Below are 15174 nucleotides of genomic sequence, written 5' to 3' on the forward strand. Positions count from 1 at the left end.
AGCCCTATTTTTTCTTGCGTGGTCGCTCCCAGCCCTTGACGGTCGTCTGTGGCGCGCGGGTCAGGCTGAGCTGGCCGGCGGGGGCCTCGCGCGCGATCACCGAGCCGGCGCCGATGGTGGCGTCTGCGCCCACTTCGACCGGGGCGACCAGGGCGGTGTTGGAGCCGATGAAAGCGCCATCGCCGATTTTGGTCAGATGCTTATTGGCGCCATCGTAATTGCAGGTGATGGTGCCTGCACCAATGTTCACCCGGCTGCCCAGTTCGGCATTGCCGATGTAGCTCAGGTGATTGACCTTGGTGCCCTCACCGATGCGGGATTTCTTGACTTCGACAAAATTGCCGATGTGGCAGTGGTCGCCGATGTCGGCCTCGGGTCGCAGGCGCGCGAAGGGGCCGATGCGCGCGCCAGCGCCGACGTGGGCGCATTCGACGATGCTGTTCGCGAACACCTCGCTGCCGGCGCCGATCTCGCAGTCTTTGAGCAGGCAATTTGGCCCGACGCGCACATTGGCCCCCAGGCGCACCCGTCCTTCGACGATCAGGTTCACATCCAGGGTGACGTCGCGCTCGCAGATCAGGGTGCCGCGAATATCCAGTCGTGCCGGGTCGAGCACCGTGGTGCCCTGGAGCATCAGGGTTTCGGCCAGGCGACGCTGGTGGTAGCGTTCGAGTTCGGCAAGTTGCAGCCGGTCGTTGACACCGGCGACTTCTTGCGGGGCCTCCGGGTGGGTAGTCACCACCTCAATACCCTGCGCTGTGGCGAGACCAATGACGTCGGTCAGATAGTATTCGCCCTGGACGTTGTTGTTGCCGATCTGCGTCAGCCATTCACCAAGGCGACGGGCGTCGGCCACGATGATGCCGGTGTTGATCTCCTGAATGCCCAGTTCGGCCTCGCTGGCGTCCTTGTGCTCGACGATGCGCAGCACATGGCCGCGTTTGTCGCGCACAATGCGCCCGTAGCCGCTGGGATCATCGAGATGCATGCTGATCAGCCCAAGCGCCTTGCCATTGCTGTCAGCCACCAGGCGGTTGAGGGTTTCGGGTTCAATGAGCGGCACATCGCCGTAGAGCACCAGAATGCGATCCATGCCCGCCATGCTGGGCATGGCTTGCAAGACGGCATGGCCGGTGCCGAGCCGCTCGCTCTGCTCGACCCAGGTGCAGTTGGCATCCTTCAGGGTTTTGGGGACCAGGTCGCCGCCATGGCCATAAACGCAGCAGATGCGCGCGGCCCCAAGGGCTTCGGCGGCATCCAGCACATGTTGCAATAAAGGCCGCCCCGCGAGAGGGTGCAGTATCTTTGGCAAGGCCGAGCGCATGCGCGTGCCCTTGCCGGCGGCCAGGATGACGACTCCAAGTTTCATGTCGACAGGCGCTCCCCGTCTGAATCCATCGCGTGATGAAGTGGCTGTAAAAACCAAAAACCCCCGCCATGGGCGAGGGTTTGGTGGTCGCACGCCCCGGAGATGGCGATGCCTAGCTTAGCTAGCGCGCATCTTGCGCAATTTCTCGATGGCGCGCAACTGGGCGATCGCCTCGGCCAACTCGGCCTGGGCCTTGGCGTATTCAAACTCGGCCGCCTTGCCAGCCAAGGCGTCCTCGGCGCGGCGCTTGGCTTCGAGTGCCTTGGCCTCGTCGATGTTCTGGGCGCGGATGGCGGTGTCGGCAAGCACTGTGACCACATCCGGCTGGACTTCGAGCATGCCGCCCGAGACGTAGAAATGCTCCATGTCGCCTTTGTCGTCCTCTACCCGCACATCGCCGGGCTTCAGGCGGGTGATGAGTGGCGTGTGGCGCGGCGCGATGCCGAGCTCGCCCATCTCGCCAGGCGCATAGACCATGGCGGCCATGCCTGAGTGGATAGCGCCCTCGGCGCTGACGATGTCGACATGTACGGTCATTGCCATTGGTGTCTGGTCTCCCTGTTACGGCGGTCGATGCGCGGACGCGGCGGGAGTTGGCCTCAAGCCTGGGGCTTAAAGCTGGGAACCCGCCAGCGACTTTACATCTTCTCGCCCTTGGCGACGGCCTCGTCGATGGAGCCGACCATGTAGAAGGCCTGCTCGGGCAGCGCGTCGTGGTCGCCATTGACGATGGCCTGGAAGCCGGCAATGGTGTCTTTCAGGGAGACATACTTGCCGGGAGCACCGGTGAAGACCTCGGCGACGAAGAAGGGCTGCGACAGGAAGCGCTGAATCTTGCGTGCGCGCGAGACAGTCAGCTTGTCTTCCTCGGACAACTCGTCCATGCCCAGGATGGCGATGATGTCTTTTAGCTCCTTGTAGCGCTGGAGTGTGCCCTGCACCGCGCGGGCGGTGTCGTAGTGCTCTTGGCCGACCACGTTCGGATCGAGGATGCGGCTGGTGGAGTCGAGCGGATCAACCGCTGGGTAGATGCCCAGTTCGGCGATTTGACGCGACAGCACCAGGGTGGCGTCCAGGTGAGCAAAGGTTGTGGCCGGGGAAGGGTCGGTCAAGTCGTCAGCCGGGACATACACCGCCTGGAAGGAGGTGATGGAGCCGGTGCGGGTGGAGGTGATGCGCTCTTGCAGGGCACCCATCTCCGAGGCCAGAGTTGGCTGATAGCCCACGGCTGATGGCATGCGCCCGAGCAGGGCCGAGACCTCGGTACCGGCCAAGGTGTAGCGGTAGATGTTGTCGACGAACATCAGCACGTCGCGGCCTTCCTCGCGGAAGAACTCGGCCATGGTCAGGCCGGTCAGGGCGACACGCAGACGGTTGCCCGGGGGCTCGTTCATCTGGCCATAAACCAGGGCGACCTTGTCGAGGACGTTTGAGTCCTTCATCTCGTGATAGAAGTCGTTGCCCTCGCGGGTACGCTCGCCAACACCGGCGAAGACCGAATAGCCAGAGTGCTCGACGGCGATGTTGCGGATCAGCTCCATGAGCGTCACTGTCTTGCCGACGCCGGCACCACCGAACAGACCCACCTTGCCGCCTTTGGCGATGGGCATGATCAGGTCAACCACCTTGATGCCGGTTTCCAGTACCTCGGTGGAGGTCGCCTGGTCCTCGAACTTGGGCGCCGGGCGATGGATGGGCCAAGTCTCCTCGGAGCCGACAGCGCCAAGTTCGTCGATGGGCTTGCCGAGCACATCCATGATGCGCCCGAGCGTGGCCTTGCCAACCGGTACGCTGATCGGTGCGCCGGTGTTGCTGACTTCAACGCCGCGCTTGAGGCCGTCGGTCGTGCCCATGGCAATGGTACGGACCACGCCGTCTCCAATTTGCTGTTCGACCTCGAGCGTCAGGCCAGTGGCGTCGATTGTGAGCGCGTCATAGACCTTGGGCATATGTTCGCGCGGAAATTGCACGTCTACGACGGCACCGATGATTTCCACCACCTTACCGGAGCTCATAATGCTGTCCTCTCTTCTGCCTTGCGGCGGGTTCGATAACGAAAAATGATAAAAAGGGGTTAAACGAGCGCGCCAGATACACTGGCTGGAGCCAAAGCCTAGACGGCGGCGGCACCGCTGACGATCTCAGAGATCTCTTGCGTGATGGCCGCTTGGCGCGCCTTGTTGTAAACCAGTTGCAGTTCGTCGATCAGGTTGCCGGCGTTATCGGAGGCAGACTTCATCGACACCATGCGCGCGGCCTGCTCACAGGCGCCGTTTTCGACCACCCCCTGATAGACCAGGGATTCGATATAACGGGCTAGCAGATTGTCGAGTACCAGGCGCGCGTCGGGCTCGTAGATGTAATCCCACACCGGGCCGGAGGCGGAAGGCTCGTCATCGGGCACAATGGGTACCAGCTGTTGCAGACTGGGCTTTTGCGTCATGGTGTTGACGAATTCATTGTAAGCGATGAAAACTGCGTCGATTTCGCCTTTCTCGAAGGCGTCGAGCATCACCTTGACCGGACCGATGATGTCGGCAATGCGCGGCTTGTCGCCAAGCTGCGCGGCCTCGGCCATGACGTCACCGCCAAAGCGTTTGAAAAAGCCCAGGGCCTTGGTGCCGATGGTGCAGAAAGCAGTGTCGATACCCTCAACGCGCTTTTGCTTGAATTCCTGTGTCAGCATGCGAAAGAGGTTGGTGTTCAGACCACCGCAGAGTCCACGATCAGAGGAGACGACAATGTAGCCGACGCGCTTGATCTCGCGTTCCTGCGCCATGAAGCTGTGACGGTACTCGGGCGAGGCCTTGGCCAGATGGCGGATGACCTGAAGCATTTTCTCGGCATAGGGGCGAGTGGCATGCATCCGTTCCTGCGCTTTGCGCATTTTGGAGGCGGCGACCATCTCCATGGCACCCGTGATTTTCTGGGTGCTTTTGATGCTTGAGATCTTGGTGCGAATTTCTTTAGCGCCAGCCATGAGGGGTTCCTGAAGCGATCCTGGTTGAATCTAGGGCACTGAGGCTTTGGGCGCAGGGACCATCAGACCCGCGCGCCCAGCCGGATGGCCTTACCAGGTGTTGTTGGCCTTGAAGTCCTTGATGGCTTGATGCAAGGCTTCCTTGATGTCGTCGCTGTAGTCGCCAGTCTCGTCGATCTTGTCGATCAGGCTCTTGTGCGCGCTTTTCATGTAGCCCTGCAGTGCCCGCTCGAAAGCCACGACCTTGTTGACTTCGACATCGTCGAGATAACCCTCGTTGGCGGCGAACAACGACACGGCCATGGTGCCGGTAGTCATCGGCGAGTACTGCGTCTGTTTCATCAGTTCGGTCACACGCTCACCGCGCTGGAGCTGCTTGCGGGTGGCCTCGTCGAGATCGGAGGCAAACTGGGAGAAAGCCGCCAGCTCGCGATACTGAGCCAGGGCCAGACGAATACCGCCGCCGAGCTTCTTGATGATCTTGGTCTGGGCCGCGCCACCAACACGAGATACCGACAGGCCGGCGTTGATGGCCGGGCGGATACCGGCGTTGAACAGGTCGGTTTCGAGGAAGATCTGCCCGTCAGTGATCGAGATAACGTTGGTCGGAACGAAAGCGGAGACGTCACCGGCCTGGGTCTCGATGATCGGCAGGGCGGTGAGCGAGCCAGTCTGGCCGCGCACGCGACCACCGGTCTGCTTCTCGACATAGTCGGTATTGACGCGCGCGGCGCGCTCAAGCAGACGCGAATGCAGGTAGAAGACATCACCCGGATAGGCTTCGCGGCCCGGCGGGCGGCGCAGCAGCAGAGACACCTGACGATAGGCCCAAGCCTGCTTGGTCAGATCATCGAAGACGATGAGCGCATCCTCGCCCTTGTCGCGGAAGTACTCGCCCATGGCGCAGCCGGCGTAGGGAGCAATGAACTGCATCGCGGCCGAATCCGACGCACCGGCATGCACAATGATGGTGTGGTCCATGGCGCCGAATTCCTCAAGCTTGCGCTGCACGCCTGCAACCGAGGAGTTCTTCTGGCCGACGGCGACGTAAACACATTTAACGCCGGTGTGTTTCTGATTGATGATGGCATCGATGGCCACCGCGGTTTTGCCGGTCTGGCGGTCACCGATGATCAACTCGCGCTGGCCGCGCCCGACCGGGACCATGGCATCGATGGCCTTAAGACCGGTGGGCAGGGGTTGATCAACCGACTGGCGTTGGATAACGCCGGGTGCGATTTTTTCAATTGCTGAGGTCTCGCTGCAATTGACCGGTCCCTTACCGTCGACCGGGGCGCCGAGGGAGTCGACCACACGACCGAGCAGGCCTTCGCCGACCGGGACTTCCAGCACGCGCCCGGTGCAGCGCGCCCAGTCGCCTTCAGACAGGTGGGTGTAGTCGCCGAGTATCACGGCGCCAACCGAGTCGCGCTCAAGGTTGAGCGCCAGGCCGAAGGTGTTATTCGGGAACTCGAGCATTTCGTAGTACTGGGCGTCGGACAGGCCGTAGATACGCACAATACCGTCGGTCAAGCTGACGATGGTGCCTTCTGCGCGCGCCTCGGTCTTGATGTCGAACTGCTCGATTTTCTGTTTGATCAGATCGCTGATCTCGGCAGGATTCAGTTGCATGGCGGTGTTCCGTTCAGAATTGCAATTCGTTTGAGAGCTGCTGTAGCTTGCCCCGGATCGAGCTGTCGATGACCAGATCGTCGGCGCGAATCTCGACCCCACCGATCAGGTTAGAGTCTTCCTCGACGCTGAGTTCGACCTCGGCACCAAAATGCGCCTTGAGCGAGGTCATCAGACCCTGCTGTTCGGCCTTATCGAGAGGGAAGGCGCTGCGCACCAGCACCTGGCGCACGCCCTGCTCAGCGGTTTTGCGCTGATCGAACAGGCGGGCGATCTCCGGGAGCGCCGGCAGGCGGCCATTGGCGGCCAGGATGCGCGCCAGATTCGCCGGGCCAGCCGGAAGCTCCTTGCCGTTGGTGCCAGCGGCAATCGCCAGCACCAGCTCGCACAGGCGCTCGCGACCAACATTAGGATTCCCAACAATGGCGTGCAGTTGTGGGTCGCTGGCAATGGCGCCTAGAGCATTGAGCGCCGCAGACCAAGGCTCGAGTGCCTGCTCTGCTTTGGCGATGGCAAAGGCCGCCTCAGCATAGGGGCGGGCGATGGTGGTGAAGTCTCCAGCCATGATGTCGCCCTAAATTTGCTTGCCGAAGGATTCGACCAGCTCGCGATGCGCGCCTGCGTCGATTTCCTTCTGGAGGATTTTCTCGGCGGCCGCCATGGCCAGGGTCGCTACCCGCTCGCGCAATTCCTCACGCGCCCGATTGGTTTCCTGCTCGATCTCGGCCTCAGCCGCGTGCTTCAGTCGGCTGCCCTCGGCAACCGCGTCATGCTTGGCCTGGTCGAGAATCTCGTTGTAGCGGCGTTGGGCCTGATTGACGATCTCGGCCGCGTCCGTCTTGGCCTTGTGCATCACTTCAAGCGCGCGCTGCTGGCCAAGTTCCTGTTCTTTCGCGCCGCGCTCGGCGGCGGCCAGGCCTTCGGCGATGCGCTTCTTGCGCTCATCGAGCGCGTGAATGATCGGTGGCCAGACATAGGTCATGCAAAACCAGACGAACGCCGTGAAGGAGATCATCTGGAGAATCAGTGTCAGATTGATATTCATCCGTAAGCCTCGTGAAGACGAGTGACTGTGATCCGGCCTGCGGCGGAACGCTTGGCCGGAGCGGCGTCAGACAGCGAACATCAAGTACAGACCCATGGCGATCGAGATGACCGGCAAGGCGTCGGTGAGACCCATGACGATAAAGAACTGAGTACGCAGCATCGGGATCAGCTCCGGCTGGCGGGCTGCGCCTTCAAGGAAGCGACCGCCGAGCACACCGATACCGATGGCAGCGCCGACGGCACCTAGACCCAACATCAGACCAGCGGCGATGAATATAACGGCTTGTGCAAGTTCCATTGTGTCCCCCATGGGTGTTTGGAAAATAATGAATTAAACAGAAACGAAACTCTGAGAGACCCGAACCGGGCGCCATGCCCGCGGGCTGATGTGCACCGGATCAGTGGTGCTCCTGATGCGCCATGTCGAGGTAGACAATGGTCAGCACCATGAAAATAAAGGCTTGCAGGGTCACGATCAGGATATGGAAAATGGCCCAGGCCAGCTGCAGCGCGCCGCCAGAGATGTCCATGATGATGTTGTGACCGTACATCAGCGCGATCAGAATGAAGATCATCTCGCCAGCGTAGAGGTTGCCGAAAAGTCGCAGCGCCAGGGAAACGGGCTTTGACAGCAGGTTGATGCCCTCAAGCAGCAGGTTGGCCGGCAAGCCCCATTTACCGAAGGGCTGCAGGGTGAGTTCGCCAACAAAACCGCCGACGCCCTTGATTTTGATGCTGTAGTAGATGACCAGAAAGAAGACCACCAGCGACATGGCGAATGTGGTGTTCGGGTCGGTAGTCGGTACAACTTTAAAGAAGACGTGATGCGGGTCCGCTCCAACTCCGGCCATCAAGTGCTGGGCATAGAAGGGCAGCAGATCGACCGGGATCAAGTCCATGGTGTTCATCAAGAGCACCCAGACAAAAATGGTCAGCGCCAGAGGGGCGACCATGGGGTTTTTCCCACTGAAAGAACCGCGGACGTTCTCATTGATGAAATCGACAATCCACTCGACAAAGTTTTGTGCGCCACCGGGAACTCCGGCGGTGGCTTTTTCTCCAACCTTTTTGAAGAACCACAGAAACAGGCCGCCGAGCAGCAGGGAAAACGCCATGGTGTCGACATGGATGGCCCAGAAGCCCATCTCAGCTGCCTCGGCGCTGTTTTCTGCGAAGCTAAGTCCATGCTCCGGGTGCCAGCCAAAGGTCAGGTTGGTCAGATGGTGCTGGATGTAATCCTGTGCTGTCATCGCTGATTGTGAAGACATGGGAGGCCCTGTGGGGATCTTCTCAACTGGGTTTCTAATTAGGTTTGTGCTGATCGGCTAGGTCTTGATTTTGCAGCCTTGGGCTCTAGTTACGATCAACTCTCAAAGTAAATCTGGTCAAAGCAAATCTGGTCAAATTAAATCTGGCACATCAAATCAGCCTTGGCCTGACATCGTCCTGTCGCTGCGGCGATCAGGCATCAGCGCTGGTAACGTCTGAACTGCCAGATAGCTGCCCAGAACGATTGGCAAAACCAAATCATCGAACACCGCATAAGCGATGACGAAAAGCGCCAGAATCAAGGTGATTTTGACAATTTCAGCGCCATAGAACCGCAGCACCAAGGCGCCCGGTTGTTGCGCGCGATAAGAACGAAAAACCCAGAACGCGGCAACTGCATTGGCCAACAGGCAGGCTGCACTTCCCGCGCCGGCGGAGACCAGGGCGGGCAGGCCAAAAGGGGCTGCTAGCAATAACAAAATCACACCAATGATTCCCTGCCAGCGCAGAAGGTGCTGAATCTGGCGCGGCTGAGAAAGCATTGCGTTTTTTTTGCGCGTCTTGAGTTCCGGTTCAGCCTGCAAGAGTGCTGGTTCATCCGTTTCTGGCTGTTAACTCCGACCCTCGGGTTGGGGCCAACAGCCTGGACACCAGCATTGGATGCAGGTCTGTCGTTACAGCCGCGCAGTATAAGCGCATGGGAATACTCGGTCAAACCCGACAATGCCTCTATGGCGGTTTTTGTTTTGCAAATGGCGGGTGCCGGCGCGATTCGGTCTCCGATTCGCTATGAGCGGCTCTGGGGCTGGCCGCATACATAAAGACGCTGCTCGGTGACCACCGCATCCAGTGCCACATCCCAGGGGTTGGTCTCGATGCGCTCCACACGCTGGCACTCGTGCGCCAGCCCGATCAGACGCGGGCGGCGATACCAGTGCGCCCTTGCGCGAATGGCTCCGAAGCAGCGGTCATAGAAGCCAAGCCCCATACCAAGGCGCTGGCAGTCTGGGTCGAAACCCACCAGCGGCAGGAATACCAGGTCGAGCGAGGAGATTTTGATCGGGGCTTGTCGGCGTGGGTCGGGTTCCGGTATTCCGAAACGATTGCGTCGCCGCCGGTGAGCGCTCTGGTCAGGGTAAAACGCGAGTCGAGGTGGGGCTAGGGAGGTGATTACTGGCAGATACCAGGTGGTGCTTGCGCGTGCGAGTCTGGCGCGGATCGGGCTGGGGTCGAGTTCACCGTCGGTCGGCACATATAGCGCGATGCAACGTGCCCGCGCGATGCCTGGCAGGCGCAGAATGCGCGCGGCGACCTGATGTGCGTGCTGGCGTTGGATGCTTTGACTTAAGGCGCGGCGCTTGGTGCGTAACTTGCGTCTGAGCGCAGGTCGTGCGGAAAGGTTTGGGATGGATGAGGAGGGGCTGGAAGGGGGTTGAGGCGATATCATGCTCTCTCGCCTGGCGGAAAAAACCGGGCAGACAGAAAACCAGGTGGATAAAAAGCCGGGCAAAAAGAAAGTTGGGTGGGTAAAAAAACGGCGCCCCCCGCGTTTGCCGGTACCGACCTTCGTTCTTGAACCAAGGGGTTCAAGTGGGGGCACTCGCGCTGGCTTCAGGCTTCCCGCTCGTGGGCGGGCATGCACAACAGCCTTTACATTATGCCCCCAGGGTACTAATTAGGCTCAAGAAAATACCCAGGCGGTTATCGAGCATCGCAGGCGACGCCTTAGTTCGTAGGCTAGACCTGTTTTTACAAAAGGTCCAGCGAAATTCGAAAATAATGCGTTTTTCTTGCCGCCTGGGGCGTCCTGTTCAAATAAGTCTCAGGAGTTTCCGCCAGCCGGTGCCCGGGCTGTGGTTGCGGCGAGCGGTGAGGCGGCGGGCAAAACGGGCAGCCGCTGTCCGAAACGCTGGGGATTTTGCACCATACTGATGACAGCGAGGAGCTTGGGCACATAGTCCTCGGTCTCGCGCGGCAGGTCGAGCGACCAGTAGTCGGTCGGTTTGCCAGCGCGCTTATTGGCCCGCTGGGCCGCCTGGACGCGCGCGGGGCCGCAGTTGTAGGCGGCCAGAGTCAGCGCCCAGTCGCCGTCAAAGGTCTGGTTTAGCTCGGTCAGATACTTCACCGCTCCGCGAGTGGATGCCAGTACATCATGGCGGGCGTCGTAGGAGCCATTTTGCTCGAGCCCCATTTGCTTTCCGGTGTAGGGCATGAACTGCCACATGCCAGCTGCGCTCATGGGGGAGACGGCGCGGGGGTTGTAGCGGCTTTCAATTTCCGGCAGTAGCGCGAGTTCTGTTGGTAGACCGCCGCGATCAAGTTCGGTGAGGATGAGATGGAGATAGGGGCTCGCGCGGTCAGCAAGTTGGTTGAGGTACTTTTTGTTTCGCGCCAGTTGCTTGAGGCTTTGGCTCACTCGAGGGTTTGGCGCAATGCCCAGACTGGGACCGCTTCTAATGCGCTGCCAGGGGTCGCCGCTGATGCTGCGAGATGATGTGCCGGGGCGAGCGGAGCGGCGCTGCGTATTTTGCGCCAAGGTTTGTGGATCAATGGCGGGGCGGACGAAGCCGTACTCGCGCGCCGATACCGAGCGTGACGGCTGATCGACCATGTTATCCGCCAAGGCGGAACCCCGCGTGGGATTGGAGACGCAGCCGCCGAGCCCTGTCATGGCAAGTGGCAGGGCGACTACCAGGGCCGACAACCGCATGATGTTGGTTCCGGTGCGTCTGTTCGCTTTGTTGGCGCGGCCAGCGGAACCCGGCAGCCTGGGATGATCAGCCTTCGTATATAAACGAACCGGGTCGACATGAGCCGGGCCAGAGAGTGGTGCTTGGGCAGAGTGTCCTGTCAGAGTCACGCACTGATCCTCCGCATGAGGGCTTAACGACGAGGTTTGTCCGTGAGGCCTGATAGTGTTGCGCGTCGATGACGCCAAATCCGGCCTCGGTGGATAAGTCGTTGCACTATACGGGAATACCCGGATGCTTGCCAGTCGTTGCAATGGTGTCCTTTCGCGCGCCCGGTTCTGCGAAGACCCCACAGGCGCGTTATGCTGTGGCGTTCTTCTCTGCTCTTGCCTGACGAGGTTCCATGAAAGACTGCGATGGCGTTGCGGCCGATCCGCTGATCTCTCTCGATGCATGGTATCGCAGCCCTCTCGGGCGCGGTGTCGCGGAGGCGGAGGCGCGCTGTCTCGAGGAGTTACTCGAGGATGCATTTGGGTATTTTCTGCTCCAAGTCGGTGCCCGGCAGCCGTTTGCTGACGCACTCGCTGCAAGTCGCATCCGCCATCAGTTCTTGTTGCAGCCGGCGGCCGAGAATTCGATGGTCACGAATCCCGGTGGCGACCTGTCGCTGCGCGCGGAGCTGACGCGACTGCCCTTCGCCTCCGATAGCCTGGATGCCGTGGTGCTGCCGCACAGTCTGGACTTCTCGCCCGATCCGCACCGGGTGCTGCGCGAAGTGGAGCGGGTGCTGATTGCCGATGGACGAGTGTTTCTGTTCGGTTTCAATCCGCTTAGCACCTGGGGCGTGCGACGGGTATGGCCGCGACGGCGCGGTGTCGTGCCTTGGTGCGGTTCGCGGCTGACGCTGTTTCGCGTCTGCGACTGGCTTAAGCTGATCGGCTTTCATGTGGAGGTTCGGCGCATGCTGGTTTTTCGCCCCCCCTGGCGGCGCGCTTTTACCACGCGGCTGGACTGGGTCGATGCGCTCGGCAGCCGGTATTGGCCGGTGTTTGGTGGCGTTTACGCGGTGCGCGCGGTCAAACGGCTGTCGGCGGTGACACCGCTGCGCTCGAGTTGGAAACCACGACCGTCGTTGCTGCCGGGTCGAGCGGTCAAGCCCACGGCTCGGGAGTCCAGTTATGACTAAAGCGGTCGAGATCTTTACTGACGGGGCCTGCAAGAAGAACCCTGGGCCGGGCGGTTGGGGCGCCTTGCTGCGCGCGGGTGAGCACCAGAAAGAACTCTGTGGTGGGGAGCCCATGACCACCAACAATCGCATGGAACTCATGGCGGTGATCCAGGCGCTGGAGGCGCTCAAGCGCCCAAGCGAGGTGGTCATCACGGTCGATTCGCGCTACGTCCAGGATGGGGTGGAGCGCTGGATGGCCAACTGGAAGCGCAATGGCTGGCTGACCAAGGCGCGCGAGCCGGTCAAGAATCAGGACCTGTGGCAGCGCCTCGACCGCGCGCTGACCGGGCATCGGGTGCGTTGGCAATGGGTGCGCGGGCACAGTGGCCACCCCGGGAACGAAACCGCCGACAGGCTCGCCAATCGTGGCATTGCCGAGATGGACAAAAAGGCCAAGATGGCAAAGAAAACAGGGTAGACCGAAACCTCTTGAGATTTTGGCTCGTTTTGGGCCGCCACCCGACCTAAAACCGAAAACCATTGATGTCATTGGTATAAGACAGCATGCGACAGATCGTACTGGACACCGAAACCACCGGCCTAGAGCCGAGCCAAGGCCATCGCATTATTGAGATTGGCTGTGTCGAGCTAGTTGATCGACGCCTCACGCGCAGCTCATTTCACCAGTATCTGCAACCGGACCGGCAGGTGGAGGAGGGCGCGGTTCAGGTGCACGGGATTTCCGATGAATTTCTCGCCGACAAGCCGCGCTTTGGCGATGTGGCCGAGCAATTTCTGGACTACATCGGTGGTGCCCAGCTCATTATCCATAACGCCGATTTCGACCTTGGCTTTCTGAATCACGAGCTGCGCTTGTGGCGCAAGGGCGCAGCTAGCCTCGAGAGCCAGTGCGAGGTGATCGACACCCTGAAGCTAGCTCGCAGCCGCCATCCTGGTCAGCGCAATAGCCTGGATGCCCTGTGCAAGCGCTATCACATCGACAACACCAGGCGCGATCTGCACGGTGCTCTGCTCGACGCCGAGATTCTGGCCGAAGTGTACCTGGCCATGACCGGCGGTCAGGCCAGTCTGGAGCTGGACGTGCAGCCGGCGCGCCAGCGTGACGGGCAGGGCGCTCAGGCGGCGCGGGTGCTATTAAAGGACCGCCCGCCACTGGCTGTTATTCGCGCGACCGAGGTCGAGATCGACGCCCATCGGCAGCGGCTGGCGGCCATCGACAAAGCCAGTGAGGGGCGCTGTGTGTGGTTGCGCCAGAGCGATGCCTGATGGGCTAAAGCCGGGGAGGGATCAGTCTCCGCCCGGCTTGCGAGGCACAAGGGCCGGGGCGGTTTTAGCCAGTAGTCGCGGACACCAAACCTGCCGGCAGCTTAAAGGTCCCGAAATTGATGATGAAGTGGCAGAGAATGGACGCGAAGTAACCCGCCGCGATATAGGGCATCCACTTCAGATGGCCAAAGAAGGTATACATCCCTTTGGACTGGCCCATCAGTGCCACGCCAGCGGCAGAACCAATCGATAGCAAGCTGCCGCCCACTCCGGCCGTGAGCGTCACCAGCAGCCACTGGCCCTGGCTCATGTCCGGGTTCATGGTCAGCACTGCAAACATGACCGGGATATTATCGACGATGGCGGACAGAATGCCGATCAGGGTATTGGCAATGGTCGGCCCCATGCCGTCATAGGCAACATGGGAGACCAGTTCCAGATAGCCGATAAAGCCCAGCGCGCCGACGCATAGAATCACGCCGTAGAAGAACATCAGGGTGTCCCACTCCGCGCGTGCCACTTTATTGAAAATGTTAAAGGGCATGCTGTCTTCGATGTTGCCCGCTCGCACCGTTGACATCTCTCCGGTCATGTTCAGGTAGTAGCTGAAGAAGCTCAGATAGGCCAGGCCAGTCATCATGCCCAGCACCGGCGGCAGGTGGTAGTAATTGTGAAAGCTCACCGCCGTGCCAATGGTGGCAATAAACAAAAGCACCACCCGGATTGCGCCGCGTTTCATGCGCACGCGCTCATTGCTTGGCGGTGGCTTGATGTCGGGGATTTCCTTGTGCATGAACCAGGCTGGCACCGCAAAGCTCACCAGCGAGGGGATGAACAGCCGGAAGAAGGTCTCGAAATGCAGCAGGCCCTTCTGCCACACCATCAGGGTGGTGATATCGCCGAATGGGCTGAAGGCGCCGCCTGCGTTAGCCGCGATTACGATATTGATGCAGGCGAGCCCGACAAATTTGGGACTGTCGGCACCGACCGCCATCACGACCGCGCACATCAGCAGCGCCGTGGTCAGATTATCGGCCACCGGGGAGATAAAAAAGGCCAGGAAGCCTGTCATCCAGAACAGGGTGCGGTAGCCGAACCCCATGCGCAGCAGCCAGGAGCGCAGGGCATCGAAGACCAGGCGCTCCTCCATGGTATTGATGTAAGTCATGGCCGCGAGCAGGAACAGAAACAGCTCCCCAAACTCCATGATGTTATGCCGCACCGCTTCGGCCGCCGCGTGCGGGCTGCCGTGATGGGTGGAGTAATAATAGGCGATCAGCAGCCAGATCGCGCCTGCCGCCAGCATGACCGGCTTGGACTTGCGCAGATGGGTGAATTCCTCGGTCATCACCAGGCCATAGGCGACGACAAAGATCAAAAGTGAGGTAAATCCTACCCAGGTGGTGGTTAGATTCAGATGTGCAGCGCCGCCTTCAGAGGCCAGCAGACTGCCCGAGAAAAGCAGTAACAGCGTTCCAAGCAGCGCAGTGCTGATGCCGAGGGTCGTGCGGCCAATGACAATGGAGGGCAAGGCCGGGAGGGACCGGAGTGGCCGATTGCGAAGATCGTGCATGACGGGAAATCCTGAAAAAGACAGCAGGTGCGGGACAGGCGGCTGATTGCAAACCAGCCCCAAGGGCAAAAAAGCGCTAAGGATGTCGCGATTGCGCCGCCGATGCAAGACAGTGCTGACCGGATCGCCACTGCGCGCCTGAGAGTTGATAGGGCATTC

At 60.5% G+C, this 15174-nt stretch carries 16 protein-coding genes and 1 other RNA gene; 3 read left to right on the forward strand and 14 right to left on the reverse strand.

What is annotated here, in order from left to right; translation table 11 throughout:
* Nucleotides 1-4: 4 nt before the first annotated feature.
* From glmU to Thiofri_RS07765, 13 genes are all read right to left on the reverse strand, one after another.
* Nucleotides 5-1369, reverse strand: coding sequence for a bifunctional UDP-N-acetylglucosamine diphosphorylase/glucosamine-1-phosphate N-acetyltransferase GlmU (gene glmU, locus Thiofri_RS07705; RefSeq protein WP_009151120.1), 1365 nt, complete (start codon nt 1367-1369; stop codon nt 5-7).
* A gap of 117 nt (nt 1370-1486) precedes the next feature.
* A complete protein-coding gene (locus Thiofri_RS07710; RefSeq protein ID WP_009151121.1) occupies nt 1487-1912 on the reverse strand; it encodes a F0F1 ATP synthase subunit epsilon in 426 nt (141 codons plus the stop codon).
* Nucleotides 1913-2007: 95 nt separating this feature from the next.
* Nucleotides 2008-3384, reverse strand: coding sequence for a F0F1 ATP synthase subunit beta (gene atpD / locus Thiofri_RS07715; protein WP_009151122.1), 1377 nt, complete (start codon nt 3382-3384; stop codon nt 2008-2010).
* 98 nt (nt 3385-3482) lie between these two features.
* A complete protein-coding gene (gene atpG / locus Thiofri_RS07720; RefSeq protein ID WP_009151123.1) occupies nt 3483-4349 on the reverse strand; it encodes a F0F1 ATP synthase subunit gamma in 867 nt (288 codons plus the stop codon).
* A gap of 90 nt (nt 4350-4439) precedes the next feature.
* A complete protein-coding gene (atpA, locus tag Thiofri_RS07725) occupies nt 4440-5981 on the reverse strand; it encodes a F0F1 ATP synthase subunit alpha (RefSeq protein ID WP_009151124.1) in 1542 nt (513 codons plus the stop codon).
* Between the two features lie 13 nt (nt 5982-5994).
* Complete coding sequence (locus Thiofri_RS07730) at nt 5995-6546, reverse strand: F0F1 ATP synthase subunit delta (RefSeq protein ID WP_009151125.1); 552 nt, start codon at nt 6544-6546, stop codon at nt 5995-5997.
* Nucleotides 6547-6555: 9 nt separating this feature from the next.
* Nucleotides 6556-7026, reverse strand: coding sequence for a F0F1 ATP synthase subunit B (locus Thiofri_RS07735; RefSeq protein WP_009151126.1), 471 nt, complete (start codon nt 7024-7026; stop codon nt 6556-6558).
* A 66-nt stretch (nt 7027-7092) separates the two neighbouring features.
* A complete protein-coding gene (gene atpE / locus Thiofri_RS07740) occupies nt 7093-7326 on the reverse strand; it encodes a F0F1 ATP synthase subunit C (RefSeq protein ID WP_009151127.1) in 234 nt (77 codons plus the stop codon).
* A 100-nt stretch (nt 7327-7426) separates the two neighbouring features.
* Nucleotides 7427-8296, reverse strand: a complete 870-nt coding sequence (gene atpB, locus Thiofri_RS07745; RefSeq protein WP_009151128.1) for a F0F1 ATP synthase subunit A — start codon at nt 8294-8296, stop codon at nt 7427-7429.
* Nucleotides 8297-8452: 156 nt separating this feature from the next.
* The gene (locus Thiofri_RS07750) at nt 8453-8881 is read right to left on the reverse strand and encodes an ATP synthase subunit I (protein WP_009151129.1); all 429 of its coding nucleotides are present in this window, start codon (nt 8879-8881) and stop codon (nt 8453-8455) included.
* Nucleotides 8882-9084: 203 nt separating this feature from the next.
* Nucleotides 9085-9744 carry a 5-formyltetrahydrofolate cyclo-ligase gene (locus tag Thiofri_RS07755; protein ID WP_009151130.1) on the reverse strand — a complete coding sequence of 220 codons (660 nt, stop codon included), beginning with the start codon at nt 9742-9744 and terminating at the stop codon, nt 9085-9087.
* A 90-nt stretch (nt 9745-9834) separates the two neighbouring features.
* A non-coding RNA gene (gene ssrS / locus Thiofri_RS07760) (6S RNA) lies at nt 9835-10020 on the reverse strand.
* A gap of 99 nt (nt 10021-10119) precedes the next feature.
* The gene (locus Thiofri_RS07765; protein WP_009151131.1) at nt 10120-11007 is read right to left on the reverse strand and encodes a transglycosylase SLT domain-containing protein; all 888 of its coding nucleotides are present in this window, start codon (nt 11005-11007) and stop codon (nt 10120-10122) included.
* Between the two features lie 383 nt (nt 11008-11390).
* Between Thiofri_RS07765 and Thiofri_RS07770 the strand changes: the two genes are divergently transcribed.
* The 3 genes from Thiofri_RS07770 (at nt 11391) to dnaQ (ending at nt 13442) form a co-directional block, all read left to right on the forward strand.
* A complete protein-coding gene (locus Thiofri_RS07770; protein ID WP_009151132.1) occupies nt 11391-12173 on the forward strand; it encodes a class I SAM-dependent methyltransferase in 783 nt (260 codons plus the stop codon).
* Nucleotides 12166-12633 (forward strand): ribonuclease HI, encoded by a 468-nt coding sequence (gene rnhA, locus Thiofri_RS07775; protein WP_009151133.1) that lies wholly within the window; start codon nt 12166-12168, stop codon nt 12631-12633. The genes Thiofri_RS07770 and rnhA overlap by 8 nt, the downstream gene beginning before the upstream one ends.
* Before the next feature lie 86 nt (nt 12634-12719).
* Nucleotides 12720-13442 (forward strand): DNA polymerase III subunit epsilon, encoded by a 723-nt coding sequence (gene dnaQ, locus Thiofri_RS07780; protein WP_009151134.1) that lies wholly within the window; start codon nt 12720-12722, stop codon nt 13440-13442.
* 64 nt (nt 13443-13506) lie between these two features.
* Here the strand turns inward: dnaQ and nhaD are convergent, their stop codons facing one another.
* Entirely contained in the window at nt 13507-15015 is a 1509-nt protein-coding gene (gene nhaD, locus Thiofri_RS07785; protein ID WP_009151135.1) for a sodium:proton antiporter NhaD, read from the reverse strand.
* Nucleotides 15016-15174 lie beyond the last annotated feature (159 nt).

This window comes from Thiorhodovibrio frisius (assembly GCF_033954835.1).
Taxonomy (GTDB): domain Bacteria; phylum Pseudomonadota; class Gammaproteobacteria; order Chromatiales; family Chromatiaceae; genus Thiorhodovibrio; species Thiorhodovibrio frisius.

Bases quoted from the DNA above. Each gene is read 5' to 3' on its own strand.
- glmU (WP_009151120.1), bottom strand. From the start codon at position 1,369: ATGAAACTTGGAGTCGTCATCCTGGCCGCCGGCAAGGGCACGCGCATG.
- Thiofri_RS07710 (WP_009151121.1), bottom strand. From the start codon at position 1,912: ATGGCAATGACCGTACATGTCGACATCGTCAGCGCCGAGGGCGCTATC.
- atpD (WP_009151122.1), bottom strand. From the start codon at position 3,384: ATGAGCTCCGGTAAGGTGGTGGAAATCATCGGTGCCGTCGTAGACGTG.
- atpG (WP_009151123.1), bottom strand. From the start codon at position 4,349: ATGGCTGGCGCTAAAGAAATTCGCACCAAGATCTCAAGCATCAAAAGC.
- atpA (WP_009151124.1), bottom strand. From the start codon at position 5,981: ATGCAACTGAATCCTGCCGAGATCAGCGATCTGATCAAACAGAAAATC.
- Thiofri_RS07730 (WP_009151125.1), bottom strand. From the start codon at position 6,546: ATGGCTGGAGACTTCACCACCATCGCCCGCCCCTATGCTGAGGCGGCC.
- Thiofri_RS07735 (WP_009151126.1), bottom strand. From the start codon at position 7,026: ATGAATATCAATCTGACACTGATTCTCCAGATGATCTCCTTCACGGCG.
- atpE (WP_009151127.1), bottom strand. From the start codon at position 7,326: ATGGAACTTGCACAAGCCGTTATATTCATCGCCGCTGGTCTGATGTTG.
- atpB (WP_009151128.1), bottom strand. From the start codon at position 8,296: ATGTCTTCACAATCAGCGATGACAGCACAGGATTACATCCAGCACCAT.
- Thiofri_RS07755 (WP_009151130.1), bottom strand. From the start codon at position 9,744: ATGATATCGCCTCAACCCCCTTCCAGCCCCTCCTCATCCATCCCAAAC.
- Thiofri_RS07765 (WP_009151131.1), bottom strand. From the start codon at position 11,007: ATGCGGTTGTCGGCCCTGGTAGTCGCCCTGCCACTTGCCATGACAGGG.
- Thiofri_RS07770 (WP_009151132.1), top strand. From the start codon at position 11,391: ATGAAAGACTGCGATGGCGTTGCGGCCGATCCGCTGATCTCTCTCGAT.
- rnhA (WP_009151133.1), top strand. From the start codon at position 12,166: ATGACTAAAGCGGTCGAGATCTTTACTGACGGGGCCTGCAAGAAGAAC.
- dnaQ (WP_009151134.1), top strand. From the start codon at position 12,720: ATGCGACAGATCGTACTGGACACCGAAACCACCGGCCTAGAGCCGAGC.
- nhaD (WP_009151135.1), bottom strand. From the start codon at position 15,015: ATGCACGATCTTCGCAATCGGCCACTCCGGTCCCTCCCGGCCTTGCCC.